22 protein-coding genes and 1 tRNA gene are annotated in these 26103 nt (G+C 60.3%); 14 read left to right on the forward strand and 9 right to left on the reverse strand.

All coding sequences use genetic code 11. The features are described from left to right. Positions 1 to 70: 70 nt before the first annotated feature. From QLG02_RS08775 to QLG02_RS08795, 5 genes are all read left to right on the forward strand, one after another. Positions 71 to 3148, forward strand: a complete 3078-nt coding sequence (locus tag QLG02_RS08775) for a beta-galactosidase (protein ID WP_282465000.1) — start codon at positions 71 to 73, stop codon at positions 3146 to 3148. Between the two features lie 234 nt (positions 3149 to 3382). Further along, positions 3383 to 4369, forward strand: coding sequence for a galactose/glucose ABC transporter substrate-binding protein MglB (gene mglB / locus QLG02_RS08780; RefSeq protein WP_011707762.1), 987 nt, complete (start codon positions 3383 to 3385; stop codon positions 4367 to 4369). Positions 4370 to 4423: 54 nt separating this feature from the next. Then, positions 4424 to 5944: a galactose/methyl galactoside ABC transporter ATP-binding protein MglA gene (mglA, locus tag QLG02_RS08785; RefSeq protein ID WP_011707761.1), complete on the forward strand. Its 1521-nt coding sequence runs from the start codon at positions 4424 to 4426 to the stop codon at positions 5942 to 5944. 16 nt (positions 5945 to 5960) lie between these two features. Next, the gene (gene mglC / locus QLG02_RS08790; protein ID WP_011707760.1) at positions 5961 to 6971 is read left to right on the forward strand and encodes a galactose/methyl galactoside ABC transporter permease MglC; all 1011 of its coding nucleotides are present in this window, start codon (positions 5961 to 5963) and stop codon (positions 6969 to 6971) included. Positions 6972 to 7022: 51 nt separating this feature from the next. After that, positions 7023 to 8756 (forward strand): methyl-accepting chemotaxis protein, encoded by a 1734-nt coding sequence (locus tag QLG02_RS08795; protein WP_282465001.1) that lies wholly within the window; start codon positions 7023 to 7025, stop codon positions 8754 to 8756. 600 nt (positions 8757 to 9356) lie between these two features. Here the strand turns inward: QLG02_RS08795 and QLG02_RS08800 are convergent. The 3 genes from QLG02_RS08800 to QLG02_RS08810 form a co-directional block, all read right to left on the reverse strand. Next, a complete protein-coding gene (locus tag QLG02_RS08800; protein WP_011707758.1) occupies positions 9357 to 9725 on the reverse strand; it encodes a CopG family transcriptional regulator in 369 nt (122 codons plus the stop codon). A gap of 1 nt (position 9726) precedes the next feature. Next, positions 9727 to 10374: an AAA family ATPase gene (locus QLG02_RS08805; protein WP_011707757.1), complete on the reverse strand. Its 648-nt coding sequence runs from the start codon at positions 10372 to 10374 to the stop codon at positions 9727 to 9729. A gap of 100 nt (positions 10375 to 10474) precedes the next feature. Beyond that, the gene (locus QLG02_RS08810) at positions 10475 to 10651 is read right to left on the reverse strand and encodes a hypothetical protein (RefSeq protein ID WP_017409769.1); all 177 of its coding nucleotides are present in this window, start codon (positions 10649 to 10651) and stop codon (positions 10475 to 10477) included. Positions 10652 to 11396: 745 nt separating this feature from the next. On the opposite strand from QLG02_RS08810, the gene arcA reads away from it, so the two are divergent. From arcA to QLG02_RS08830, 4 genes are all read left to right on the forward strand, one after another. Next, positions 11397 to 12617: an arginine deiminase gene (gene arcA, locus QLG02_RS08815; RefSeq protein WP_011707755.1), complete on the forward strand. Its 1221-nt coding sequence runs from the start codon at positions 11397 to 11399 to the stop codon at positions 12615 to 12617. A 63-nt stretch (positions 12618 to 12680) separates the two neighbouring features. Continuing rightward, positions 12681 to 13607 (forward strand): carbamate kinase, encoded by a 927-nt coding sequence (arcC, locus tag QLG02_RS08820; protein WP_011707754.1) that lies wholly within the window; start codon positions 12681 to 12683, stop codon positions 13605 to 13607. A gap of 101 nt (positions 13608 to 13708) precedes the next feature. After that, positions 13709 to 14713, forward strand: coding sequence for an ornithine carbamoyltransferase (gene argF, locus QLG02_RS08825; protein ID WP_017409770.1), 1005 nt, complete (start codon positions 13709 to 13711; stop codon positions 14711 to 14713). A gap of 123 nt (positions 14714 to 14836) precedes the next feature. Continuing rightward, complete coding sequence (locus QLG02_RS08830) at positions 14837 to 16240, forward strand: YfcC family protein (protein ID WP_017409771.1); 1404 nt, start codon at positions 14837 to 14839, stop codon at positions 16238 to 16240. A 176-nt stretch (positions 16241 to 16416) separates the two neighbouring features. Here the strand turns inward: QLG02_RS08830 and QLG02_RS08835 are convergent, their stop codons facing one another. The 5 genes from QLG02_RS08835 to QLG02_RS08855 form a co-directional block, all read right to left on the reverse strand. Continuing rightward, complete coding sequence (locus QLG02_RS08835; protein WP_016352302.1) at positions 16417 to 16908, reverse strand: arginine repressor; 492 nt, start codon at positions 16906 to 16908, stop codon at positions 16417 to 16419. A 217-nt stretch (positions 16909 to 17125) separates the two neighbouring features. Continuing rightward, the gene (gene pyrI, locus QLG02_RS08840) at positions 17126 to 17590 is read right to left on the reverse strand and encodes an aspartate carbamoyltransferase regulatory subunit (protein ID WP_011707750.1); all 465 of its coding nucleotides are present in this window, start codon (positions 17588 to 17590) and stop codon (positions 17126 to 17128) included. Positions 17591 to 17606: 16 nt separating this feature from the next. Then, positions 17607 to 18527, reverse strand: a complete 921-nt coding sequence (gene pyrB, locus QLG02_RS08845; RefSeq protein ID WP_016352301.1) for an aspartate carbamoyltransferase — start codon at positions 18525 to 18527, stop codon at positions 17607 to 17609. Then, the gene (locus QLG02_RS08850; protein WP_155270350.1) at positions 18508 to 18702 is read right to left on the reverse strand and encodes a hypothetical protein; all 195 of its coding nucleotides are present in this window, start codon (positions 18700 to 18702) and stop codon (positions 18508 to 18510) included. Before QLG02_RS08850 ends, pyrB begins: the two co-directional genes overlap by 20 nt. Before the next feature lie 99 nt (positions 18703 to 18801). Then, positions 18802 to 19344 (reverse strand): hypothetical protein, encoded by a 543-nt coding sequence (locus QLG02_RS08855; RefSeq protein ID WP_282465002.1) that lies wholly within the window; start codon positions 19342 to 19344, stop codon positions 18802 to 18804. Positions 19345 to 19552: 208 nt separating this feature from the next. Here QLG02_RS08855 and QLG02_RS08860 point away from each other — a divergent pair. From QLG02_RS08860 to QLG02_RS08870, 3 genes are all read left to right on the forward strand, one after another. Beyond that, a tRNA-Trp gene (locus QLG02_RS08860) sits at positions 19553 to 19629 on the forward strand. A gap of 292 nt (positions 19630 to 19921) precedes the next feature. Then, positions 19922 to 21292: a phosphatidylserine decarboxylase family protein gene (locus tag QLG02_RS08865; RefSeq protein ID WP_106551539.1), complete on the forward strand. Its 1371-nt coding sequence runs from the start codon at positions 19922 to 19924 to the stop codon at positions 21290 to 21292. 205 nt (positions 21293 to 21497) lie between these two features. Further along, positions 21498 to 22322: an alpha/beta hydrolase gene (locus QLG02_RS08870; RefSeq protein ID WP_052143496.1), complete on the forward strand. Its 825-nt coding sequence runs from the start codon at positions 21498 to 21500 to the stop codon at positions 22320 to 22322. A 36-nt stretch (positions 22323 to 22358) separates the two neighbouring features. On the opposite strand, the gene QLG02_RS08875 is transcribed toward QLG02_RS08870, so the two are convergent. Further along, entirely contained in the window at positions 22359 to 22955 is a 597-nt protein-coding gene (locus QLG02_RS08875) for a LysE family translocator (RefSeq protein ID WP_039212991.1), read from the reverse strand. A gap of 104 nt (positions 22956 to 23059) precedes the next feature. On the opposite strand from QLG02_RS08875, the gene QLG02_RS08880 reads away from it, so the two are divergent. Then, positions 23060 to 23959, forward strand: a complete 900-nt coding sequence (locus tag QLG02_RS08880; protein WP_039212990.1) for a LysR substrate-binding domain-containing protein — start codon at positions 23060 to 23062, stop codon at positions 23957 to 23959. A 212-nt stretch (positions 23960 to 24171) separates the two neighbouring features. Continuing rightward, entirely contained in the window at positions 24172 to 26064 is a 1893-nt protein-coding gene (locus QLG02_RS08885; RefSeq protein ID WP_282465003.1) for a methyl-accepting chemotaxis protein, read from the forward strand. Positions 26065 to 26103 lie beyond the last annotated feature (39 nt).

The following is a 26103-nucleotide window of genomic DNA, read 5'->3' on the forward strand; positions in this document are numbered from 1 at the left end:
ATCGCCGATCACCGGGCAAAACTCCCCTACACTGCATACGTTTTCGGCGTTCATGCAGGGAGAGAGAAGAATGCTCAGGGAGATAGTGGCCCGTCAGGACTGGCAGACCCAGGCGATTACCGCAGTGAATCGGTTGCCTGCCCATACCCCCTTGTTCAGCTGGCGCAGCGAAGCCGCGGCGCGGGATGATCTCGCCTCGCCATGGCGCACCCTGCTGGACGGGGAGTGGCGTTTCTCCTTCTTCGCGGCGCCCGAGCTGGTGCCGGAGCACTGGCTGGTCAAGGATCTGCCGGATGCCTGTGCCATCAAGGTGCCGGGCAACTGGCAGCTGGATGCGGCCTACCCAGGGTTGCGGCCTGCGACAGACGTGCCCATCTACACCAACATCAAATATCCCTTCCCGTGCGATCCTCCGCGGGTGCCGGCCGAGAATCCCACCGGCTGCTATTCCCGCGAGTTCAGCGTGCCGGCCGACTGGCTCGCCAGCGGTCAGACCCGGATCATCTTCGACGGGGTGGACAGCGCTTTTCACCTCTTCTGCAATGGTCGCTGGGTTGGTTACTCCCAGGACAGCCGGCTGCCCGCCGAATTTGACTTGACCTCTTTCCTCTGCAGCGGTGACAACCGGCTGGCTGTGCTGGTGCTGCGCTGGTCCGACGGCTCCTATCTGGAAGATCAGGACATGTGGCGCATGAGCGGCATCTTCCGCTCCGTCAGCCTGCTGCACAAACCGGCCCGTCATCTGATGGACATTAGGGTCACCCCAGAGCTGGACGCCTGCTATCGCGATGGCCGCCTCAAGATCGCGCTGCAGGCGGCCAATGGGGCTGGTCTGTCGGTGGCGGCCAATCTCTATGACGGCGGTGAGCGGGTGGCGACCCTGCGCCAGCCGATCGGCACGCAAGCCATTGACGAGAAAGGGGCGTATGACGATCGCGCCGAGTGCTGGCTCGAGGTGGCGGCCCCGCGCAAATGGAGCGCCGAGACCCCCCACCTCTATCGCCTCACCCTGACCCTGCTGGACGAGCAGGGGGAACCTATCGAGAGCGAGGCCTATGACGTGGGCTTTCGGGCGGTGGAGATCCGTGGCGGCCTGCTGCGGGTCAACGGCCAGCCGCTGCTCATTCGCGGCGCCAACCGTCACGAACACGATGCGGCCAACGGCCATGTGGTGACCCCCGCCGCCATCGAGCAGGATCTGCTGTTGATGAAGCGGCACAACTTCAACGCGGTGCGCTGCTCTCACTACCCCAATCACCCCGAGCTTTATCGGCTGTGCGACCGGCTCGGTCTCTACGTGGTGGACGAGGCGAACCTGGAGACCCACGGCATGACCCCCATGGGGCGGCTGGCGCGGGATCCCGCCTGGAGCAACGCCTTCCTGGAGCGGGTGACCCGCATGGTGGCCCGCGACTTCAACCACCCCAGCATCATCATCTGGTCCCTTGGCAACGAGTCGGGCTACGGCCCGGCCCACGATGCCATGTATGGCTGGGTCAAGCAGTCGGATCCGAGCCGTCCGGTGCAATACGAAGGGGGCGGGGCCGATACGCCGGCCACCGACATCATCTGCCCCATGTATGCCCGCACCCATCAGGATCAACCCTTCCCGGCGGTGCCCAAGTGGGCGCTGGCCAAGTGGATCGGCCTGCCGGGCGAGACCCGCCCGCTGATCCTGTGTGAATACGCCCACGCCATGGGCAACAGCCTGGGGGGCTATGCCCACTACTGGCAGGCATTTCGTGATCATCCGCGGCTGCAGGGTGGTTTCGTCTGGGATTGGGTCGATCAGGGACTGGACAAGCTGACCGATGACGGCCGCCATTTCTGGGCCTATGGCGGTGATTTCGGCGATACCCCGAATGATCGCCAGTTCTGCTGCAACGGTTTGGTGTTCCCCGACCGCACCCCCCATCCCGCCCTGTTCGAGGCCAAGCGGGCCCAGCAGCAGTTCGGGTTGAGGCTGCTCGAGCGCCAGCCGCTGACGGTCGAGATCCGCAGTGAATACCTGTTTCGCGAGACGGACAACGAGCGGCTGCAGTGGCGGTTGTGCGAAGACGGCGTAGTGGTGAGCCAGGGTGAATGCCCACTCACCTTGGCACCGCAGGGCAGCATGAGGCTGACTCTGCTGGAACGGTTGCCGGCCTTTGCGCCGGGGGCGCTCGCCTGGCTGGAGCTCGCCATCGTGCAGCCCGCTGCCACGCACTGGTCAGCGGCCGGTCACGAGGTGGCGCGCCAGCAATGCATGTTGCCTGCGCCGCTGGCGCTGCCTGTCGCCCGCACGCCGGCCACCTTTATTGAGCTGGCGGATGGCTGGCAGATCCGGGCGGCCGCCAGCGAGTGGCGGCTGGACAAGGCCAGCGGCCGCGTCCAAAGCTGGTGCAAGCTGGGCCGCGAGCAGCTGAAAGAGGCCATCGCCGATCACTTCTATCGGGCACCGCTCGACAACGACATTGGTACCAGCGAGGCGGACCACGCCGATCCCAACGCCTGGATCGCTCGCTGGCAGGAGGCTGGGCTCAATGAGTTGCAGCACCGCTGCCTCGATCTGGTAGTGAGCCCTGACCAAGGGGTTGTGACGGTACACCACGGTTACTTCGTCGGCGATACGCTCAAGCTGCTGATCCGCTGGCGCCACGAGTTCGATCAGGATGGGGCCATGCGCCTCGCCATCGAGGTGCAGGTAGCGGCCGAGATGCCCTCTCTGCCGCGCATCGGCGCCCGGCTCTGGCTGACCGACGAGGTGCTGGCAGCAGGGGAGGAGGTGAGCTGGCTAGGGCGTGGTCCACACGAGAACTATCCGGATCGCCTGCTGGCTGCCGACCTCGGTCGTTGGCAGTCGTCGCTCGATGCGCTGCACACCGCGTATGTGTTCCCGACCGACAACGGGCTGCGCTGCGACACCCGCCAGCTGCAACTGGGTAGTGTCGAGGTCGAGGGGCTGTTCCATTTCAGCCTGAGCCGCTTCAGTCAGCAGCAGCTGACACAGGCCCGCCACCAGACCGATCTGGTGGCCGAGGGAGGGCTGCACCTCTGTCTCGATGGCTTTCATATGGGGATTGGGGGCGATGACTCCTGGAGCCAGAGCGTGCGGCCGGAATATTGGTTGCAGCCGGGCGGCTACTATTGGAACTGTGTTCTACGCTGAATCTGAGCGATTGCTTAACAAGAAAGAGCCTCGTTCAGGGCTTCACCTTTAGCGATAAAATGTAACCTAATGATTTTTAATTGATTTGTTGCTATGTAACAGAGTGTAAACGTTTTCATTTTGTTGTCATGATCACAGATTGTCATACAACAAACTGATTACATTAGGCTGGCGCCAGTTCACTTGGTGTACAGCATTCCCTACAAAAACAGATAGAGAGATCGGAGCATAACAATGAAAAAGATCACGACCATTGCCGCCGTACTGATGAGCCTGATGGCTGGAGCCACCGCTCATGCCGAAACCCGCATCGGGGTGACCGTCTACAAATACGACGACAACTTCATGGCGGTAGTGCGCAAGGCAATCGAGAAGGAAGCGGCGGCCAACCCGGGGGTGGAGCTGCTGATGAATGACTCCCAGAATGACCAGTCCAAGCAGAACGATCAGGTTGACGTACTGCTGGCCAAAGGCGTGAAGGCGCTGGCCATCAACCTGGTTGACCCGGCTGCGGCCCCGGTCGTGATCGAGAAGGCCCGTGGCGAGGACGTGCCCGTGGTGTTCTACAACAAGGAGCCGAGCGCTGCCGATCTCGCCAGCTATGACAAGGCTTACTACGTGGGTACCGACTCCAAGGAGTCAGGCATCATCCAGGGTCAGCTGATCGCCAAGCACTGGAAAGCCAACCCGGCCTGGGATCTGAACAAGGACGGCGTCATCCAGTTCGTGCTGCTCAAGGGCGAGCCGGGTCACCCCGATGCCGAAGCCCGCACCACCTACGTCATCAAGACGCTGAACGACGGCGGCATCAAGACCGAGCAGCTGCACATGGATACCGGTATGTGGGATACCGCCATGGCCAAGGACAAGATGGACGCCTGGATCTCCGGCCCCAATGCCAACAAGATCGAAGTGGTCATCGCCAACAACGATGGCATGGCGATGGGTGCCGTCGAGTCGCTGAAGGCCCAGGGCAAGACCGCCATCCCGGTATTCGGGGTTGATGCCCTGCCGGAAGCGCTGGCACTGGTCAAGAGTGGTGCCATGGCCGGTACCGTGTTGAACGATGCCGCCAACCAGGCCAAGGCGACTTACGAGCTGACCAAGAACCTGGCGGAAGGCAAAGCGGCCGGTGAAGGCACCAAGTGGAACATCGTCAACAAGGTTGTGCGCGTTCCCTACGTTGGTGTCGATGCTGACAACTTGTCCAAATTTGAATAATTCCCTCCTCCCGGGCAAGGGGTCTCCCCTTGCCCTCAGTTTCAACCAGATGTGATGGCTGATATGACAACACAGCAACAATCAGAATGGCTGTTGGAGATGATTGACGTCAGTAAAAGCTTTCCCGGCGTCAAGGCACTCGATAATGTCAATTTACGGGTCCGTCCTCATTCTGTGCATGCGTTGATGGGCGAGAACGGGGCAGGAAAATCCACGTTGCTCAAGTGCCTGTTCGGCATTTACGAGAAGGATCAGGGCAAGATCTTCTTCAAGGGGCAGGAGATCAACTTCACCTCCTCCAAAGAGGCGCTGGAGAATGGCGTCTCCATGGTGCATCAGGAGTTGAACCTGGTGCTGCAACGCTCGGTGATGGACAACATGTGGCTCGGCCGCTATCCCACCAAGGGGCTGTTCGTCGACCACGGCAAGATGTATCAGGACACCAAGCATATCTTCGACGAGCTGGACATCGACATCGACCCAAGGGTCAAGGTCGGTACCCTCTCCGTTTCCCAGATGCAGATGATCGAGATCGCCAAGGCGTTCTCCTATGACGCCAAGATCGTCATCATGGACGAGCCCACCTCCTCCCTGACCGAGAAAGAGGTGAGCCACCTCTTCAAGATCATCAACAAGCTCAAGGAGAAGGGCTGCGGCATCGTCTACATCTCCCACAAGATGGAAGAGATCTTCCAGCTGTGTGACGAGATCACCATATTGCGGGATGGCCAGTGGGTGGCGACCCAGCCGCTCAAGGGTATGACCATGGATCAGATCATCGGCATGATGGTTGGCCGTGAGTTGACCCAGCGCTTCCCGGAGAAGACCAACCAGCCGAAAGAGGTGATCCTCGAAGTCGAGCACCTGACGGCGAAGAACCAGCCCTCCATTCAGGACATCACCTTCAACCTGCACAAGGGGGAGATCCTCGGCATCGCCGGACTGGTGGGGGCCAAGCGCACCGACATCGTCGAGACACTGTTCGGCATCCGCGATCGCAGTGAAGGGATCATCAAGCTGCACGGTCAGCCGGTGGCGAACCACAATGCCCACGAGGCAATCCGCAACGGCTTTGCACTGGTGACCGAGGAGCGGCGCTCCACCGGCATCTATTCGCGCCTCGACATCGCCTTCAACTCCCTGATCGCCAACATGGACAACTACAAGGGTTCCATGGGGCTGCTCAGTGACAACAAGATGAAAAGCGATACCCAGTGGGTCATCGACTCCATGCGGGTCAAGACACCGACCCAACAGACCCAGATCGGCTCCCTCTCGGGGGGCAACCAGCAGAAGGTGATCATCGGCCGCTGGCTGCTGACCCAGCCGGAGATCCTGATGCTGGACGAACCGACTCGCGGCATCGACGTGGGGGCCAAGTTCGAGATCTATCAGCTCATCCTGGAGCTGGCGAAGAAGGACAAGGGCATCATCATCATCTCGTCGGAAATGCCCGAACTGCTCGGCATCACGGATCGCATCATGGTCATGAGCAATGGCCGGGTCGCCGGGATCGTCAATACCAAAGAAACTGACCAGAGCGAGATACTGCGCCTGGCATCTCTGTACCTCTAGAGACAGGAAGACATTTATGGAGTCGGCTAAAAATTTCAATCTGATGCGGGCGCTCAAGGAGAACGGCATCTACGTGGTGCTGCTGGTGCTGCTCATGATCATCGTGATCAAGGAACCCTCCTTCCTGAGTCTCACCAACTTCAGCAACATCCTGACCCAGTCTTCGGTACGGGTCATCATTGCGCTGGGGGTGGCTGGCATCATCATCACCCAGGGGACGGATCTGTCGGCCGGTCGTCAGGTCGGCCTGGCGGCGCTCATCGCGGCGACCATGCTGCAGGCGCTGACCAACGTCAACAAGGTGTTTCCCAGCCTGGGCGAAGTGCCTATTCCGGCGGTGATCCTGCTGGTGTGCGTGGTGGGGGCCCTGATTGGTCTGGTCAACGGTCTCATCGTGGCCTATCTGAACGTCACCCCGTTCATTACCACCCTGGGGACCATGATCATCGTCTACGGCATCAACTCCCTCTACTTTGATTCGGTGGGGGCTTCGCCGGTGGCCGGTTTTGACCCTCGTTTCTCCAGTTTCGCGCAGGGGTTCATCAAGCTGGGCGGCTTCAAGCTATCCTATCTGACCTTCTACGCCGCCATCGCCAGCGTGTTCGTCTGGGTGCTGTGGAACAAGACCCGCTTTGGCAAGAACATCTTCGCCATCGGCGGCAACCCGGAAGCCGCCAAAGTCTCCGGCGTCAACGTGGCGGTCAATCTGGTGATGATCTATGCCCTAGCCGGTGTCTTCTACGCCTTCGGCGGCATGCTGGAAGCAGGCCGGATCGGCAGTGCCACCAACAACCTCGGCTTCATGTATGAACTCGATGCCATCGCCGCCTGCGTGGTGGGCGGGGTGTCGTTTGCCGGTGGTGTGGGCACGGTTGCCGGGGTGATCACCGGGGTACTCATCTTTACATTGATCAACTATGGTTTGACCTATATCGGGGTCAGCCCTTACTGGCAGTTTATCATCAAGGGCGGCATCATCATTCTGGCGGTGGCACTGGACTCCATGAAGTACGCCAAGAAGAAATAACGATTGGCAGAGAGGGTTGGCAGTGCCAGCCCTCTCTTCTGGAGGGATCCCATGCCATTCAAGGTCAAGATTTACGTCTTGCTGCTGCTGGCCATTCTGGTCACCATCGGCACTGCCTGGTTCAGCGTCAATCACTTCATCAGCGCCTACATCCGCACTCAGGCCACCCAGAACATCAACGAGCAGATCACCTTGGTCAAAGAGAAGCTGGCCAGCGACATCAATCAAAAAATCCTGCTGGCGGCCAACCTCAACTTCGGGGTCACCAACGTCAAGAAGACGCTGGAAGAGACCGGCTTTCACAATATCGTCAAGGTGATCGGCGACATGGCGTTCGACGTGAGCGGGGTCATCAACGATACGGCCAAGGTCGATACGCTGCGCAAGCTGATCCCAGCCGCCAACAACCAGATCACCGTCAGCCCGCTGCAGCAGGTGGATGGCAAACCCGTCATCTCCATTCTGGTGCCGCGAGGGGCCGACTCTGCCTACCTTTATTACCTCGATATGAGCGAGTTCAAGAACCTGCTGGAGAAGGTGAGCGGCGAGGGGCGTTACTTCTCGCTGACCGATGGCCAGGGCAATGTGCTCTACAGCAGCAAGCCGCAGGGGGAGAACGAGGCTCGCCCCAATCCGCTGGATATCCGTGGCAGCAGCTGGACGCTGACCGGATACATCGATCTCGACTACATCCGCACCATGACCCAGGCGCTCAACGGCCAGATCATCATGGCGTTGCTCGGGGTGGCGGTGGTGGTGATGGTACTCGCCGTACTGGCGCTCAATCTCGCCTATCGTCCCATCCTTTCGCTGCGGGATCTGGTGCTGGAGCTCTCCCGTGGCAGCGGCGACCTGACCCGTCGGCTGGCGGTAACCAGTACCGATGATCTGGGCCAGATTTCGGCCGGTATCAACCGCTTTATCGAGCGGCTGCAGGAGATGATGAACGAGGTGCGGCAGGCCAGTGGCCAGCTCAACAGCGGTATCGAGGGGCTGGCCAGCCAGACCGGTGCTGCCCAGTCCCTGCTGGCGGATCATGTGCGGGAGACCGAGCAGGTGGTGACTGCCATCAACGAGATGAGCCGTACCGCCGTCTCGGTGTCGGAGAGTGCAGCCAGCACGGCCCAGCTGACCGGCCAGAGCCAGCAGCTGGCGAGCCAGTCCCGCCAGGTGGTAGATCAGGCCATGGCCAGCGTGATGGCGCTGGTGGACGAAGTGGAGGCCACTGCCCGCTCCATCGAAGCCATGCAGCAGGATGTGCAGCAGATTGGTTCAGTACTGGGCGTGATTGGCAGCATAGCCGAGCAGACCAACCTGCTGGCCCTCAACGCCGCCATCGAGGCGGCCCGCGCCGGCGAACAGGGGCGCGGTTTTGCGGTGGTGGCCGACGAGGTGCGCTCCCTTGCCGCTCGCACCCAGCAGAGCACGGCGGAGATCCAGACCATGCTGGCCAGTCTGCAGCGGGGTACCCAGACGGTGGTGGATGCCATGAGCAACACCAAGCAGAGTTGCCAGGGCGCCGCCGAGAACACTACCAGGGTCAATGAGTCGCTGGATCTGATGGCGGGAGAGGTGGTGGAGATCAACGATCTTATCAGCCACATCGCCACGGCGGCGGAACAACAGAGTGCGGTAGCCGAAGAGATCAATCGCAACATGAGTGCGATTGCCGAGGTGATCCGGCTGCTCACTCACAACGGGGAGGAGACGGTAGCCAGCTCCGCCGCGATGCAGCAGACCTATGACAGGCTGCGGGAGATTGTGGGCCACTTCCGGCTCGAGTAGATGCTGAAGGCTGGCCGCCGAAGAAAAATGGCCAAAAAAGATGGGGGCGACTTGCGTCGCCCCCGATAGTCTTATCGCTCATATCCTTGAACGAAGTTGCTCCCTGCAATCCCTGACTATACCTCTTCCTTTAGGTTTCCCCTTCCCAATCCTTTGGGGTGTCCTTTAGCCATCATGGCCTGACGAGTCATCCATTCCCGTCGCACTTTCTCCGTCCTGGGAGGTGTCCTTTACCACATCCTGTGGTGAGTCCATTTGCCCAACCCTGGCAGCCAGTCTTCCTGACCGACTTCATTGCGTCCGTGCAGGAGTAACTATAAGGATTTCACGGGGCACGACAACGGTAGATTGAAAAACGTTTTTACGCATCTCGTTACGAAGGAAACTTGTTTCGATATATTTCATTTTAAATCAGTAGGTTGTTTTATTTGTGTTCAGGTTTTTTGATCCTATCTTCCGACTATCGCGAGAACTTTTTAGGCGCTTTGCTCACGAGGTGAATGGCGAATATCTCACACGCCATTTAACCGGGGTTCAGAAAGGGATAAGGGGAGCAGAGCGCGGGGGCTGGGGGCGATAATCAGTGTCACGACTATCGTGTCAGTTGTGTTCCTGAAGCCGTTCATAGATGGTTTGGCGCTCTTCCGGGCTCAAGGAGGAGAAGTAATGGGTAAACAGACGCAGCAACAGAGATTTGTTCATGCCATCCTGCTGGGTCAGGCTGCCAAGCTCATCGATAGCGGTGGTACTCAGGGAAAAGGTCGCTTTTTTGTAGCTGGGTTTCAGGTGTTCACCATTCTCGATGAAGGCGAGTGCAGTGAGGGCTTCCTCCCGATGCAGATTCAGCTCCAGGCTGACAACCTTGGGTTTGCCCTTGGCGTAGAAGTCAGCATCTTCGATGAACTCGTCAATGGTGAACTTCTTCTGATGATGCAGATTGTGTTTCTTCTTCAGGTCGGCAAGGCCCATCTCACACCCCCAGCTCCAGAAACTCCTTGGCGATGGCCCGGATCTCTTCGGCCGATTTGCCATCCGGTTCTATTTCCATCACCGACAACCCCTTCTCCTCGCTGTCGTCGTAGACATTGCGGCCATAGGTAATGGAGTTGAGTACGTCGACACCGAAAGAAGAGCACACCTCCTTGGCCTCCAGGATCCGCTTCACCTGGTTAGGGAGGGCAGGGCACTGGGTCAGCACCACGGCTGCCCGCAGGCTGGGGTTGACCATCTTGCAGGTGGTGATGAGGTCTTCCATGTGCGGCAAGGTCTTGAGGTCGCGGCGCTTGGGGCGCAGCGGGATCAGGGCGTGGGTGGCAACTGCCATGGTGGAACGCAGTGCCCGGTTATCCTGGCCGCCGCAATCGACAATGAGATAGTCATAGCGGTTTTTCAGGCTGAGCAGGTCGTTGCGGATGTTGCCGTAGAGTTGAACACAATTTATCTGGGGCAGGTCCGGATTGTCATTGCGCTCCTGGATCCAGTCCGAGGTGGTGCGCTGTGGATCGCAATCGACCAGCAACACCTCACCATGAAACTGGGTCCTGAGGTAAACCGCCAGATTCTGGGCCAGGCAACTCTTGCCGCTCCCCCCTTTTTCGCCACCGACCAGCAGGATCATGACCGTCTCCTATCCCTATGAAAAACAGCTGCATTGAGTATAGGAGGGGGTTGGGCCATGACAAGCCAAGAGGAGGTGGCCTCCTCTTGGGCTCTCACTCTCAATAGTGCTGGCTGCCGCCATACCACTGACAGACATAGGCCGGCACCAGCATCTGGGGAGCCTTATCGACCTGGCATACCACCAGCGGCATGGCCGGTGCCCCTTCTGCACTGACCAGTGCTGGGGTCATGGGCAGCAGCAGGCTTGCAAACAACAGCAGTGACTTGATCTTCATGGTTAGCTCCTTGGTGATAAAACGGGTGTGATCCTGATCACTTTCTGAGTTAAGCCGAGGTGGTTGGTGACGCAAGGTGCTGAAATAAATTCAACTAATGAAAAAAGTTTGAAAAGAGCCGATGGCAGGCGTCCTGAAAAATGATCGGCCAAGATGCGGACTGGGTGCATATCCATATAAACGGCGAGCCGGCAGGTGCGCCGCAGCGGGCCTGCGCGAGCGGGTTGGACGAGATGCCATGATCTGGAACAACAAACAGATTATTCAGTGAGCAGGCAGGCAATGACTATTTATTTCCCCGTATCACCGCTTTGAAAGCTCATAAAATTCAATTTTTTGCATATTAAATTCAATGAATGTTGATTTTGTTTTTATCTTCATGAAAGTTAAGGTTTTTTGTTTTTACATATATCCCTTAGTAGATATGGTGAATGAATGAAACAAGGAAAAATATGAAAAATACACGATGAAAAGTGCGTATTTAAACGAAGGTAATGAATGGGAGATTGTCAGTTCTGTTATCCCTATCAAAGAATAAACCGTGATTTTATTCAGTTATAAGTGAATGTGATCAATGTCTAAGTTTGGCGTGATTGGCAGGTCTAACCTCGGTCTCGAAAGGCAAGGGCAGGATAGAACACAAGCCGATTACCCTACATAAAGAATATCCCGCCTTAGCCACGAGCATGAATAGAAGGAATCTATTCAATCACTCGCAGGGACCACTGCTAGACGGAATATAATCATGAGCAAATTTTATGTAGGTTCTGAAGTTGGCCAATTGCGCCGTGTCATGTTGCACCGCCCCAACCTCAGTCTGAAGCGTCTGACTCCTTCCAACTGCCAGGATCTGCTGTTTGATGACGTCCTGTCGGTTGAACGTGCCGGTCAGGAGCACGACAAATTCGCTCAGGTGCTGCGCGATCAGAATGTCGAAGTTTTCCTGCTGACCAATCTGCTGGCCGAAACCCTGGACGTGCCGGAAGCCAAAACCTGGCTGCTGCAACATCAGGTCTCCGACTATCGCCTCGGCACCTCCTTTGCCAACGACGTGCGCTGCTTCCTGGCAGACATGCCGCACCGTGAACTGGCCCGCATTCTCTCCGGTGGCCTGACCTACTCCGAGATGCCCTACAGCGGCGTCAACATGGTCGTCGGCATGCACGCCCCGACCGACTTCATCATCGAGCCGCTGCCCAACCACCTCTTTACCCGTGACACCTCCTGCTGGGTCTATGGTGGCGTTTCTATCAACCCCATGGCCAAGGCCGCCCGTCGTCGCGAGACCAACCACGTGAAGGCCATCTACCGCTGGCACCCGCAGTTCGCCGGTCAGGACTTCATCAAATACTTCGGTGATGAAGATCGCGACTACGACAACTCCACCATCGAGGGTGGTGACGTGCTGGTCATCGGCCGCGGTTCAGTGCTCATCGGCATGTCCGAGCGCACAACGCCGCAAGGGGTCGAACACCTGGCGCGCGGCCTGTTCAAGCACGGCCAGGCCAAACAGGTCATCGCCATGCAACTGCCGAAACACCGCAGCTGCATGCACCTCGATACCGTCATGACCCACATGGACATAGACACCTTCTCCGTTTATCCGGAAGTCATCCGCAAGGATGTGAACTGCTGGAGCCTGACTCCGGGCGGCGCCACCGGCATGAACATCAAGGAAGAGGGTTACTTCGTCACCGCCATCGAGAAGGCACTGGGTGTCGATCAGCTCAAGCTCATCACCACCGGCGGTGACACCTTCGAGGCCGAGCGCGAGCAGTGGAACGATGCCAACAACGTACTGACCGTACGCCCCGGCGTGGTGGTGGGTTACGAGCGCAATACCTACACCAACGAGAAGTACGACAAGGCAGGCATCACAGTGCTGCCCATCCCGGGTGAAGAGCTGGGACGTGGTCGCGGCGGCGCCCGCTGCATGAGCTGCCCGATGGAACGCGACGGCATCTAACAAGACGGCGTGGCGCCGGCAAGAGGCCGGCGCCACAGATACCAAGACTCGAGAGTAACACTCATGAAAAAACCAACTGTCGTCGTCGCCCTGGGTGGCAATGCTCTGCTCCGTCGTGGCGAGCCGCTCGAAGCTGACATCCAGCGCAAGAACATCGCTACTGCGGCCAAAACCATCGCCCTGATCGCTCAGGAGTACAACGTGGTGCTGGTGCATGGCAACGGCCCGCAAGTCGGCCTGCTGGCCCTGCAAAACAGTGCCTACACCAAGGTATCCCCCTATCCGCTGGATGTGCTGGGTGCCGAGTCTCAGGGCATGATCGGCTACATGCTGATCCAGGAGCTGAAAAACCTGATGCCGAGCCGCAACGTCACCGCGCTGCTGACCCAGGTGCAGGTCGATCCCAAGGATCCGGCGTTTGCCAATCCGACCAAATTTATCGGCCCCGTCTACGAAGAGGCTGAAGCCCGCACCCTGGCAGAAGAAAAGCACTGGGTGGTCAAGGCTGACGGCAAGTTCTTCCGCCGTGTAGTGCCGTCCCCGCTGCCCCAGCGCATCGTCGAAGGCGACGCCATCGAAACCCTGATCGCCCAGGGTCACCTCATCATCTGTACCGGTGGTGGTGGCATCCCGGTGACCTGGGATGGCCAGAGCCTGACCGGTATCGAAGCTGTCATCGACAAAGACATGTCTGCCGCCTACCTGGCCAAGCAGATCAAGGCCGACGCCCTGCTGATCCTGACCGATGCCGATGCCGTCTATCTCGACTGGGGCAAACCGACCCAGCGTCCGCTGCGGATCACCAGCCCGGATGAGCTGGCCGGGGTCAAGTTCGATGCCGGCTCCATGGGACCGAAAGTCGAAGCCTCCTGTGAATTTGTCAAAGCGACCGGCGGCATGGTCGGCATCGGTTCGCTGGAAGATGGCCTGGCCATCCTCAAGGGCGAAGCCGGCACCAATATTGTCGCCACCCGTACCGTGAATGCGTAATTGAAACTCGGCCCTCTGGGGTCTGCACAAATCTGTACTGAAGAATGCGTAGTCAACACTACTGCCTAAATTGGTCTGAACAAATATAGAGAGCACTCATCATGGCTTTTAATCTGCGTAACCGTAACTTCCTGAAATTGCTGGACTTCACCCCGCGCGAAATTCAATACATGATCGATCTGGCCATCGACCTCAAGAAAGCCAAATACGGTGGCTATGAGCGTAAACACCTGACCGGCAAAAACATTGCCCTGATTTTCGAGAAGACCTCCACCCGCACCCGCTGTGCGTTTGAAGTGGCAGCCTTCGACCAGGGCGCGCAAGTCTCCTACCTTGGCCCAAGCGGTTCCCAGATCGGTCACAAGGAGTCCATGAAGGACACCGCCCGGGTACTGGGTCGCATGTATGACGGCATCGAATACCGTGGCTACGGTCAGGAGATCGTGGAAGAGCTGGGTGCCTACGCCGGTGTACCGGTCTGGAACGGCCTGACCAACGAATTCCACCCGACCCAGATCCTGGCCGACTTCATGACCATGCTGGAGCACGGCAAGGGCAAACGTCTGGATCAAATCAAGTTCGCCTACCTGGGTGATGCCCGCAACAACATGGGCAACTCCCTGATGGTCGGTGCCGCCAAAATGGGCATGGACATCCGTCTGGTCGCTCCGAAAGCCTTCTGGCCGGAAGAGGAGCTGGTTGCCAAGTGCCGTCTGATCGCCGAAGAGACCGGCGCACGCATCACCCTGACCGAAGACGTCAAAGAGGGTGTGCTGGGTACCGACTTCCTCTACACCGACGTCTGGGTTTCCATGGGTGAAGCGAAAGAAGCCTGGGATCAGCGCGTCAAACTGATGACCCCGTATCAGGTCAACATGGATGTCATCAACGCCACCAAGAACCCGGATGTGAAGTTCATGCACTGCCTGCCGGCGTTCCACAACGATGAGACCACCATGGGCAAGGAAGTGGCTGACAAATATGGCATGAAAGGCCTGGAAGTGACCGAGGACGTGTTCGAATCCGAGCACAGCATCGTGTTCGACGAGGCCGAAAACCGGATGCACACCATCAAGGCAGTGATGGTTGCTACGCTGGGCGACTAAGGTCGCAGTAGTGGTGCCGGGGGGTGACCCCCGGCTTTTCGACCATGTGGCAGCGGCATAATACCTCTAACCCTACGACCCGCAGCCTGCATGGATACCACACCCACAGAAGGAAGCTGGACCATGACCAAATTCAAGTTCCCGTCAGCCTACACGATACTGTTCGTGCTGATCGCCCTGGTGGCCGCCCTGAGCTGGATAGTGCCGGCCGGCAAATATGAAATGACCATGAACGAAGCCCTCGGCAAGGAAGTGCCGGTGGCTGGTACCTACAAACTGGTGGAGGGCAATCCCCAGGGGATCGTCGATGTGCTGCTGGCACCTATCGACGGTCTTTATAACCATGACACCTATCAGGCAGGCGCCATCGACGTCTCCCTGTTCATCCTGATCATCGGTGGTTTTCTTGGCATTGTGACCAAGACCGGCGCCATCGATGCCGGTATCGAGCGTGTAACCGACCGTCTGCGCGGCCGGGAAGAGTGGATGATCCCGATCCTGATGGCGCTGTTCGCCGCGGGCGGCACCATCTACGGCATGGCGGAAGAGTCGCTGCCGTTCTACACCCTGCTGGTGCCGGTGATGATGGCCGCCCGCTTCGACCCGGTGGTGGCTGCCGCAACCGTGTTGCTGGGGGCCGGTATCGGTACCCTGGGCTCTACCATCAACCCGTTCGCCACCGTGATTGCCGCCAACGCGGCCGGTATCTCCTTCACCGACGGCATCTGGTTGCGCGTCGCCATGCTGGTTGCCGGCTGGCTGCTGTGCGTGGCCTATGTGATGCGTTACGCCAAGATGGTGCGCAACGACCCGAGCAAATCCCTGGTGGCTGACAAGTGGGAAGAGAACCGTGCCCACTTCCTTGGCAACAAGAGCGACCAGATGCTGGAGTTCACCCTGACCCGTAAAATCGTGCTGGGTATCTTCGTCGCCGCCTTCGCCGTGATGATCTACGGGGTGGCCGTGCTGGGCTGGTGGATGGCGCAGATCTCTGGGGTGTTCCTGGCCGCCGCCATCATCGTCGGCGTCATCTCTCGCATGAGTGAAGAGGAGCTGACCTCCAACTTCATCGACGGTGCCCGCGACCTGCTCGGCGTTGCCCTCATCATCGGTATCGCCCGCGGTATCGTGGTAGTGATGGACAACGGCATGATCACTCACACCATCCTGCACAGCGCAGAAGGGATCGTGACCGGCCTCTCCACCGTGGTGTTCATCAACGTGATGTTCGTGCTGGAAGTGGTGCTCTCCTTCCTGGTGCCGTCCTCCTCCGGTCTGGCCGTGCTGACCATGCCGATCATGGCGCCGCTGGCCGACTTCGCCAACGTGGGTCGCGAGCTGGTGGTCACCGCCTATCAGTCCGCCTCCGGCCTGGTGAACCTGGTGACCCCGACTTCCGCCGTGGTCATGGGTGGCCTGGCGATTGCCAAGGTGCCCTATGTACGCTGGCTGAAATGGGTGGCCCCGCTGCTCGGCATCCTGACCGTGCTGATCGTGGTCTGCCTGAGCCTGGGTGCAGTGCTCTGATCCACAACGAAGAGAAAGCTGAAAACGGGAGCCACTGGCTCCCGTTTTTTATGGCTGATTCATGACGATTAAAGTCGTGGGGAGGGGAGAATGGGTGAGGATGAACCGCCTTGGCGCATATCAGCAGCAACAAAAAGGCGACCTTCTGGTCGCCTCGATCTCTTCGGGAGAGGGGGTTAGCGGGCTTGCGCCAGGGTGCGCACTACAGCGGCGTGGGCCTGACGGGTGCGGCTGATGTGGCGTGGGGCGACCAGCACCACGTCGTTGCCGGCGACGGCGCCCATGATCTCGGGATTGGCGTTGCGATCCAGCAGGCGGGCCACCACGGTGGCGGCACCCGGGGTGGTGTGGATCAGCACCATCTGCTGGTTGTGCACCACTTCGCGCACCATGTCGTGGATCGAGCGGGTACTGCCGGCGGGCTCCAGTTGCTCGTCCACCAGGGTGTAGACCTTCTTGCCGTTGGCGTTCTGGGCCTTGGCCACGCCGAGCCGGCGCAGCAGACGGGAGATGGTGGACTGGCTGATGTCGGCGAAACCGCGCTCCGACAGCTCGCGCCGGATCTCCTCCTGGGTGCTGTAGCAGTGCTGGCCGATGATCTGGCGACAGGCATCCAGCTGGGCCAGATCGGGCTCTTGTTCCACGGGACGACTGAGGGTTTTGACCACGGCGAATTCCTTTGATGATGACCGACGGTAAACGCTCGATATCTGCCGCATTCGCTGAACATCAGCAAAAAATACTGGCAATCAATGCACTGGCAGGAAATGAGCGGGAATAGCTCTGTTTGGATGGCAAATTATAACCAACTGGTTATTTGGTGATGTGACAGGGGTCAAAAATGGGCCCCTTGGGGCCCACCTGGATATCTTTTGAGTCTGGCTATCAGTAGCGTTCGCTGACGATGTCCTGGGTGAAGGACTTCTCGCAGTACTTGCACTTCATCCGCACCACGCCTTTCACCTCGCGCACCCGGAAGTAGCTGTCCACCGGCTCGTTGTGGGAGATGCAGTTGGAGTTGGGGCAGTGGAACACCCCGGCTATGAACTCCGGCAGCTCCAACTGGTGTTTCTTCACCACGGCGAAGTCTTCGATGATGTTGACGGTCGCCTTGGGGGCGAACAGCGCCAGCTGGTTGGCCTGCTGTTCGGTCAGGCGAGTGTTCTCGATCTTGATGAGATCCTTCTTGCCCAGCGCGCCGGATTTCAGGTTGAAACCGACGGTGATGCGCTCCTGGGTCTCGATCAGCTGGAACAGCTTGAGGATCTTGATGCCCTGGCCGGCGGGGACGTGGTCGATGACGGAGCCGTGACGGATGGCTTCGACTTGCAGTTGGTTCTTCTCGGACATGATATACCCCTTTCCCTTAGACGGTTTCGTTCAGTACCAGAGCCAGCAGCGCCTGGCGTGCATAAACCCCGTTCTCCGCCTGCTGGAAGTAGTAGGCGTGGGGAGTCTTGTCGACCGCGACGTCGATCTCGTCGACGCGGGGCAGGGGGTGCAGGATCTTCATGGTGGGCTTGGCGCCTTCCAGGGTGGCCACTTCCAGCACGAACTTGGCGGCCATGTGTTTGTATTCGGTCTCGTCGAAGCGCTCTTTCTGGACCCGGGTCATGTAGAGGATGTCGAGCTCCGGCATCACCTCTTCCATGGTCTCGTGCACGCTGAACTGGATGCCTTTCTCTTCCAGCTCCTCGCAGATGTAGTCCGGCATCGCCAGGGCTTCCGGCGAGATGAAGAAGAAGCGGCAGTTGAACAGGCTGAGGGCCTGGGCCAGCGAGTGCACGGTGCGGCCGTACTTGAGGTCACCGACGAAGGCGACGTTGAGGCCGTCCAGCTTGCCTTGCGTCTCGTGGATGGAGAAGAGGTCGAGCAGGGTCTGGGTCGGATGCTGGTTGGAGCCGTCACCGCCGTTGATGACCGGCACGCGGGAGAACTCGGAGGCGAGGCGGGCAGCCCCCTCTTTCGGATGACGCATCACCACCGCATCGGTGTAGGAGCCGATGATCTTGATGGAGTCAGCCAGGGTCTCGCCCTTCTTGGCGCTGGTGTTGCCACCGTCGGCGAAGCCGATGATGTTGCCGCCCAGGCGCTGGACCGCGGTCTCGAACGACAGGCGGGTACGGGTGGAGGCTTCGAAGAAGCAGCTGGCAACCAGCTTGTCTTTCAGCAAGCGGGTGTCGGGCTCGGCCTTCAACCGCTGTGCGGTTGCGACCACCAGTTCCATGTCGGGCCGGGTCAGGTCCGAAATGGAGATGACATGTTTCTTATAGAGTGGATTGGTCATCGTCTGCATTCCCTTTGACATCAATGAAGGTTTTTCGGGCACAAAAAAAAGCCCCTGAAACAGGGGCTTTTTTTAAAAACAATTGGGGATCTGTGGGTCGGGAACCGGAAACAACGGGGCCGCTCTGGTGCGTTCCACCCGTCTGCAAGGCTGTCTTTTTCAGCAAAAACTGCATCGTCCTGTCCTGACCTTTTTTCAAACCGGACAGATTATAGAGTCGCATTTTGAATTGTCAAAAATTTATTTCAAAGGCAAGATTTGCTCGGAAAAACGTTTAACTTTCGTGAACTGGCCGGCAAACCCACACCTGGTGTTCGGCCTGCAATGGCTGTGCATCTTCGGCCATGCTGCGCAGATAGGCGAGTCTGTGGTGCCCCTCCAGCAGACAATAGGGTTGTGGCAGCGGGTGACCGTCCGGGTAGCTGCTGCCCGTCGCCGATGCCAGCACTATGATGGGTTCTGACCAGGTCCCCTGGCTCAGCATGTACTCCCCGAGCCAGGATCGACGGACGTAACGGTTGTGCCTCAGCATCTCGCCCCAGCGTTCGACCACCTCCATATGGCGGGAGCCGGTCTGCTCGATGATCCTGGCGGTGGGCCAGCTTTCACACTCGAACTGGTGGTGGGCGAGATCGATAAAGCTCCAGTTGGATTCAAAACCGCGCCAATGGCGGTAAATCCACTGGGAGAGCACATTGTCGGGAATGAAGGGCACCAGCGGGGCGACCCGTGCCAGATAGTCCGGCAGGGCCTCGGTTTTGCTCTCATCCCGGAAGTTGAGCGGTGCAAGTTGTTGAAGTAACCGATAATTGAGCATGAGCAGCCTCCTCATTGCCTGGCCACCTCTTCACCCTACCCCCATTGCCGCTGCTTTCCTACCCAAACAAGGCTGTAAATACAGCGAGTTACCCCCTTTGGCTGTAAAAAGTGACGAGATCTGCTCGTCCTTTGTACAATCGCACCGAAAGTGAGAAAAAAGCCTTTACCTTTGATCCCGGCTTTGTATAATTCGCCTCGTTTGTTGCAGGGGCGTAGTTCCAATTGGTAGAACAGCGGTCTCCAAAACCGATGGTTGCGGGTTCGAGTCCTGCCGCCCCTGCCATTCTTCAGAGAAGCCAGCTCATTGAGCTGGCTTTTCGCTTTTCCGGGCCTCCCGTTTTTTCCCGTCGTCCCTTGTCCCGCCTGCTGTAGCAGGGCGCTTCCTCCTGTTGTACTCGTTCATCCCGACCGCTAGTCGTTGTTGCGCCGGTTTGCCCTGTCGTTTCTGGCAATCGTCCCGCCGCGCTCCCTGTGCTACATAACAGGGTCGGTGCCCTAGCATGCCGTTGGCAGGCCGGCACTCAATGCTCAAGCCGTGGATTGTGGGCGTGAACATCAGCTGAGGAGAGCGAACCATGAACAAGGCAGTTGAAACCCGATTGAACAAGTCCCGTCCCGGTGGCTGGATCCCCCGCGATGGCGCCCATATCGAGCGCTGGATCCGGCGGATCAAGCACTACGTGACCCAGCAGCCGCGTGCGCTGGTGCCCCCCATCGCCGAGCTGCGGGATCTGGTCCATGCCGACCCTGCGCTGCATGCCCAGGCCGAAGCCATGTTCAAGGAAGCCTGGCGCCACAAGCACCTGACCCCGCTCGGTCAGCCAGAGGTACGCTCGTTCGAGGAGTTCCTGGGGCTGCTCAACGGCATCATGACCACGGCACCCGAGGCGTATCAGGACATCCCCAGCCACGAGCCATCCGGTCTCATCGGCTTTCCCATCAATGCTCTGCTCGACTGGCCCATGGCCACCCAGTCCGGCTATCACTTCTTTGCCAACGCCCTGATCAACCAGCAGTTCAAGAAGATCCTCGACTACTGGGCCCAGTTCCTGCAGAGCCCGGCTTCCCGCTACGTGTTGAATGAACCGGTCAGCCGGCTGGATCAGGAGACCCTGGTGGTGCCCTGGCTTGGCAAGGTGGCCAAGGCCGAGATGGTCAAGGTGGCGAACGAGGCGGTCGGGGAGGGGCCCAACCCCACGCCGGGCAGCTTCGAGCAGATCTTCGAGTGCGAGCCGGCGGCCGAATACCACGGGTTCAGCTGCTGGGACGACTTCTTCACCCGACGTTTTCGGGCCGGGGTGCGGCCGGTATCTGCGCCGACGGATGACAGTGTCATCGTCAACGCCTGCGAATCGGCGCCGCTGCAGGTGCGCAAGGAGGTGAGCCGCAGCGATCAGTTCTGGCTCAAGGGGCAGCCCTATTCGCTGGACAACATGCTCGATTTTGACGATCTGGCGCCCCGTTTCGAAGGCGGCACCGTCTACCAGGCCTTCCTCAGTGCGCTCAGCTACCACCGCTGGCACAGCCCGGTGAGCGGCACCATCCGCAAGGTGCGCATCGTCAATGGCACCTACTATCTGGAAAACCAGTTCGAAGGCTTTGCCGACCCGCAGGGGGCGGATCCCAGCGCCCCCAACAATTCCCAGCCGTTCCTCACCTCGGTGGCGACCCGGGCACTCATCTTCATCGAGGCCGACAACCCCAAAATCGGCCTGATGTGCGTGGTGCCGGTGGGGATGGCCGAGGTGTCGAGCTGCGAGATCACGGTGCAGGCGGGGGATCGAGTGCAGAAGGGGGATCCGCTTGGCATGTTCCACTTCGGCGGCTCCACCCACTGCCTGCTGTTCCGCCCCGGTGTCAGGCTGGAGTTCGACTTCCATGGTCAGACCCCAGGGCTGGATGCGACCAATATGCGGCTCAATACCGCCATCGCCCGGGTGAGATAGGGATAATGTTGCCTAAAAAGGCCGCCATATGGCGGCCTTTTTCATTGGCGCGAGGGGCGGGCAGGAACTGGTAAATCGAATGAATAGCGCCATCGTCATAGTCTGAGCGAATGGTGTTGATACGGTGATCAAAATTCACCGGCTCGCCGGGGCTGGCCATAATCGGGGGCCGCCATCGTTGGCCCATCCATACCAAGGAGATCCCATGTCCCCCCGCTTCACCGAATGGACCCAAGCCCTGCAACTGGGGGAGGTGCGGCTCGACATCGCCGCCATCGGCCGCCCGGGTACGCGTGCCCCCGTCGTCTTCCTGCACGGCTTCGGCTCCACCAAGGAGGATTACGCCGACCTCGTCCACCATCCCGACTTCGACGATCGCCCCTTCCTCGCCTGGGATGCCCCCGGCTGCGGGGCAACCACCCTGGACAGGCCGGATCGCATTGATCTGGATCTGCTGGTGCTGACGGCACTCAAGATGATCGAGAGCAAGGGGTTCGGGCGCTTCCATCTGGTGGGCCACTCCATGGGCGGGCTGACCGCCCTGCTGCTGGCATATCGCCATCCCGAGCGGGTGCTCAGCTTCACCAGCATGGAGGGCAACTTGGCGCCGGAGGATTGCTTCCTGAGCCGTCAGGTGCAGGCCTACCCGGCGCAGAGTGACGAGGCCTTCTTCGCCGCCTTCATCGAACGCACCCGCCATGGCCGGGACATGGCGAGCGCCCTCTATGCCGCCAGCCTGCGTCACAAGGTATGCACCGAGGCGGTGCGCCCCATCTTCCGCTCCATGGTGGCCCATTCGGATGAGGGGGGTCTGCTCGGCAAGTTCCTCGCCCTGCCGTGCCCCCGGCACTTCCTGTATGGGGAGCAGAACGCCCACCTCTCCTATCTGGGGGCGCTGTCGCAGGCCGGGGTCAGGCTGACCGAGATCCCCCGCTGCGGCCACTTCCCCATGTATTCGAACCCTGTGCTGATGTGGTGGGCGCTGGCCGAGTTCTTCGAAGAGAGCGAGCGCTACATGGCCGCCGGGTGATACGCGCCCTGGTGGGCATCGAGAGTGCGGGGCCTCCTAGCCCCGCAGCAGCACCATGGCGAGCAACCCGAAGGCGAGGGCGCCGAGGCGGTTGATCCAGCGCCCGCCACCCCCTTGCAGCCAGCGCCGCGCCTTGCGGGCCGAGAAGATGTAGCCGCCGTGCACCAGCACCATCAGCAGGCAGAAGCTGGAAACCAGCAACAGGAACTGCGGCAAATAGGCGCGCCGATGGTCGATAAACTGGGGCAGTATGGAGAGGAAGAAGATCAGCGCATTGGGGTTCGTGAATTGCAGCATGACACCCTCCCAGAACAGCCGGTGGCGGGCCGATGGCGGGTTCTCACCCATCCTGGGAGGGGGGCTGCGCCACAGCTTCACCCCGAGCCAGGCCAGGTAGAGCACGCCGCCGTAGCGCACCCACTCGAAGGCGGTGGGGGAGGTGGCGAGGAGCACCCCCAGGCTGGTGGCGGAGAGGGTGGCCACCCCCAGCACCCCGCAGGTGAGGCCGGCCATGCCGACTAGGGCCGGTCCCAGCCCGTGATTGAGGGCATTGGTGAGGGACTTGAGGGTGCTGGGGCCAGGACTCAGTATGGTGAGCCCTGCCATGGCGATAAACATCAGGTAGGCTTGCACGTCGCTTCCTATGTTGTTGAGAGGGTCGGCGTCATTGTTGTGAGCCTATGCCTATACGTAAAATTCAAAGAAAGTAACGACCCGATTCGAACAGGCTATCAACCATGATCAATTTCCGACTCGTCCGCCATCTCTGGCTGTTTCTGGCAGTGGCCGAGGAGCGCCATTTCGGCCGCGCAGCCCGCCGCCTCGGTATGACCCAGCCGCCCCTGACCGAGCAGATCAAGGTGCTGGAGCATGCCCTGCGGGTGAAGTTGTTCGATCGCACCCCTAAGGGGGTGCAGCTCACCCCGGCGGGTCAGGCGATCCTGCCTGCGGTGCGGCGGCTGGCGGATCAGCTCGAACACCTGGAGCTGGCGGTGCGGGAGGCGGCATCGGGTCAGGTGGGGTTGCTGACCATAGGGGCCATCACCTCCGCCATGCTGGACGAGCTGCCGGCGGTGATCGAGCGGCTCAAGCTGAGCCATCCTGGCGTCACCGTCTCGGTGCGGGAGATAGACAGCGCCGACGCCATCCCGGCGCTGGAGAGCGGCGAACTGGATCTGGCCCTGGTGCGGCTGGCCGGGCGGGATGAGGGGAGTATACGAGTGCGCCCCTTGAAGCAGGACAGGCTGGCGGTGGCCCTGCCCCTGACCCACCCGCTGGCGAGGGAAGCGTCCGTGCCCCTGGCTGCCCTGGCGGAGGATCCCTTCGTCTTGTTCCCCCGCGCCCTCAACCCGGCCTATTTCGATACCCTGATGGCCTGCTGCCACGAGGCGGGCTTCGCTCCCCGGGTGCTGCATGAGGCGCGTACCGTAGCCTCCCAGGTGGCCTTCGTCGGCTGTGGCCAGGGGGTGGCCCTGGTGCCCGAGACCCTGCACAAGAGCGCCCCGGCCAACGTGGTGATCCGCCCCCTGGCGGGAGAGGTGCAGGTGGTAACCACTGCGCTGGCTTGGCACGGGGAGCGCCCGCCCGCGCTGCTGAATTTGCTGCTGACCGAGCTGGGTGGCGAGACCCCGCTCTGAGGTCGCATCGACCCGTCGACAGCTGACGCCTTGCTCGCCGAAACGAGGGCTGGCAGACAGGGATGTCGCCATTTTCGTGATCGGTAGCACGTCCTGCGGCTTAAAAGGCACAAACTGAACGGAGTCACTAAAGTCCCGGTGCCTGTTCGCCGATAGCCTTGATTAAATAAGGGTCTCTCCCTGGCCCGTCACAACAACAAGGATCCGTAGTCATGACACTTTCGTTGCGCGGCAAGCTGCTGGCCACCAGTCTGGGGGTGGTGCTGCTGATGGCCTCACTGCTCGGCATCGTTGCCTTTCACACCCTCAAATCCCGCACCATGAGCGCCATTCAGAGCGAGGCGGTCAACTATGGTCACGCTTACTCGGTCGCCATCGGCGACTGGATGGCGGATCGCAAGAACACGGTGCACGCGCTGGTGAACCTGATCGCCGACAACCCGCAGGCCGAGCTGGTGCCGCATCTGAAGCAGGCCTACACCTCGGGCGGGTTCGGGCTTACCTACTTTGGCTCGACCCTGGGGGTGATGACCCGGCAGGACCCCTCCCTCAACACCGGCAACTATGACCCGCGCGAGCGCCCCTGGTATCAGGACGCGGTGAAGGCGGGGCAGCTCATCGTCACCGCTCCCTATGTCAGCGTCACCATGCAGAAGCTGGTGGTCACCCTCTCCGAGCCGGTGCTGCATCAGGGCGAACTGGTCGGCGCCGTGGGTGCCAACCTGGCGCTCGACAAGCTGATCGACGAGGTGCTGGCGATGCAGGTGCAGGGCGAGGGGTACGCCATGCTGCTCGACAGCAGCGGCCTCATCGTCGGCCACCCCAACAAGGAGCTGGCGCTCAAGCAGATTGGTGAGCTTTCCCCCGACCTGTCGGCGGCCACCTTCCAGCAGTGGGGCCGTGAGAACAACGAGTTGCACGCCGCCACCCTGGACGGGCGTGACGTGCTGCTGGCGGTGCAGCCGGTGGCGGGCACCGACTGGCTGCTGGCCATGGTGATGTATCGCGACGTGCTGGAGGCGCCGCTTGCCACCCTGCTGTGGCAGTTGGTGGGGCTGACCCTGGTGCTGATGCTGGTGTTCAGCGCCCTGCTCACCGCCATGTTCAAGTATCTGTTTGCCGATCTGGGCCGGGTGGCTGGTGCGCTGCACGACATCGCTCACGGCGAGGGGGACCTCACGGTGCACATCAACACTCGCAGCAAGGATGAGGTGGGTCAGCTGGCGGAGAGCTTCAACCAGTTCGTGGCGCGGCTGCACGGCATCGTCAGCCGGCTGCGGGACGTCACCGTCGAGCTGGCGGCCCAGTCCCGCACCCAGGCAGCCGGGGCCCAGTCCCGCAGCCAGCGGGTGCGCCAGCAGCAGGACGAGATCGTGATGGTGGCGACCGCGGTGACCGAGATGGCCTCCGCCACTCAGGAGATCGCCGGCAACGCCGAGTTTGCCGCCACCACCTCGGGCGATGCGGTCAAGCTGGCGGTGGCCGGCCAGTCGCAGGTCGGCCAGAGCCAGCGCAGCATCACGGGGCTGGCGGACGAAGTGGCCGACGCCAGCCAGATCATTGTGGAGCTGGATGCCCACGCCCAGAAGATCAGCGGCATTCTGGCCACCATCAGCGGTATCGCCGAGCAGACCAACCTGCTGGCGCTCAACGCCGCCATCGAGGCAGCCCGGGCCGGCGAACAGGGCCGCGGCTTTGCGGTGGTGGCGGACGAGGTGCGGGTGCTGTCGCGCCGCACCCACGACTCCACCGACGAGATCCAGCAGATGATCGAGACTCTGCAGCAGACTACCCGCCGGGCGGTGAGCGGCATGGAGACCAGCCGCCAGCTGGCGGGTACCAGCGTGGAGGATGCAGAGTCTGCCAACCTGAGCCTGGGGCAGATCAACGAGGCGATCGGCGCCATCAGCGACATGGCGACCCAGATTGCGGCGGCGGCCGAAGAGCAGACCTCGGTCACCAGCGAGATCAGCCGCAACACCGAGAACATCCGCCACGTCTCTCAGGAGCTGGCCGAGCAGGCCAATCAGGAGGCGGCACAAGCGGCCGAGCTGAAGGGGCTGACCGAGCGGCTGGAGCAGGAGATTGGCCGCTTCCGGCTCTGATTATCGCTCGAACGTCCATGAAAAAGGGCAGCCCGCGGG

Source organism: Aeromonas sp. V90_14 (assembly GCF_029967615.1).
GTDB lineage: Bacteria > Pseudomonadota > Gammaproteobacteria > Enterobacterales > Aeromonadaceae > Aeromonas > Aeromonas hydrophila.

What these genes read in the sequence shown, in the direction of transcription:
- QLG02_RS08795 (WP_282465001.1), top strand. Translation starts at nt 7,023, where the DNA reads ATGCCATTCAAGGTCAAGATTTACGTCTTGCTGCTGCTGGCCATTCTG.
- QLG02_RS08850 (WP_155270350.1), bottom strand. Translation starts at nt 18,702, where the DNA reads ATGCAGTTTTTGCTGAAAAAGACAGCCTTGCAGACGGGTGGAACGCAC.
- QLG02_RS08870 (WP_052143496.1), top strand. Translation starts at nt 21,498, where the DNA reads ATGTCCCCCCGCTTCACCGAATGGACCCAAGCCCTGCAACTGGGGGAG.
- QLG02_RS08775 (WP_282465000.1), top strand. Translation starts at nt 71, where the DNA reads ATGCTCAGGGAGATAGTGGCCCGTCAGGACTGGCAGACCCAGGCGATT.
- QLG02_RS08830 (WP_017409771.1), top strand. Translation starts at nt 14,837, where the DNA reads ATGACCAAATTCAAGTTCCCGTCAGCCTACACGATACTGTTCGTGCTG.
- QLG02_RS08865 (WP_106551539.1), top strand. Translation starts at nt 19,922, where the DNA reads ATGAACAAGGCAGTTGAAACCCGATTGAACAAGTCCCGTCCCGGTGGC.
- arcA (WP_011707755.1), top strand. Translation starts at nt 11,397, where the DNA reads ATGAGCAAATTTTATGTAGGTTCTGAAGTTGGCCAATTGCGCCGTGTC.
- QLG02_RS08880 (WP_039212990.1), top strand. Translation starts at nt 23,060, where the DNA reads ATGATCAATTTCCGACTCGTCCGCCATCTCTGGCTGTTTCTGGCAGTG.
- mglB (WP_011707762.1), top strand. Translation starts at nt 3,383, where the DNA reads ATGAAAAAGATCACGACCATTGCCGCCGTACTGATGAGCCTGATGGCT.
- mglC (WP_011707760.1), top strand. Translation starts at nt 5,961, where the DNA reads ATGGAGTCGGCTAAAAATTTCAATCTGATGCGGGCGCTCAAGGAGAAC.
- pyrI (WP_011707750.1), bottom strand. Translation starts at nt 17,590, where the DNA reads ATGTCCGAGAAGAACCAACTGCAAGTCGAAGCCATCCGTCACGGCTCC.
- pyrB (WP_016352301.1), bottom strand. Translation starts at nt 18,527, where the DNA reads ATGACCAATCCACTCTATAAGAAACATGTCATCTCCATTTCGGACCTG.
- QLG02_RS08800 (WP_011707758.1), bottom strand. Translation starts at nt 9,725, where the DNA reads ATGGGCCTTGCCGACCTGAAGAAGAAACACAATCTGCATCATCAGAAG.
- QLG02_RS08805 (WP_011707757.1), bottom strand. Translation starts at nt 10,374, where the DNA reads ATGATCCTGCTGGTCGGTGGCGAAAAAGGGGGGAGCGGCAAGAGTTGC.
- argF (WP_017409770.1), top strand. Translation starts at nt 13,709, where the DNA reads ATGGCTTTTAATCTGCGTAACCGTAACTTCCTGAAATTGCTGGACTTC.
- QLG02_RS08810 (WP_017409769.1), bottom strand. Translation starts at nt 10,651, where the DNA reads ATGAAGATCAAGTCACTGCTGTTGTTTGCAAGCCTGCTGCTGCCCATG.
- arcC (WP_011707754.1), top strand. Translation starts at nt 12,681, where the DNA reads ATGAAAAAACCAACTGTCGTCGTCGCCCTGGGTGGCAATGCTCTGCTC.
- QLG02_RS08855 (WP_282465002.1), bottom strand. Translation starts at nt 19,344, where the DNA reads ATGCTCAATTATCGGTTACTTCAACAACTTGCACCGCTCAACTTCCGG.
- QLG02_RS08885 (WP_282465003.1), top strand. Translation starts at nt 24,172, where the DNA reads ATGACACTTTCGTTGCGCGGCAAGCTGCTGGCCACCAGTCTGGGGGTG.
- mglA (WP_011707761.1), top strand. Translation starts at nt 4,424, where the DNA reads ATGGCTGATATGACAACACAGCAACAATCAGAATGGCTGTTGGAGATG.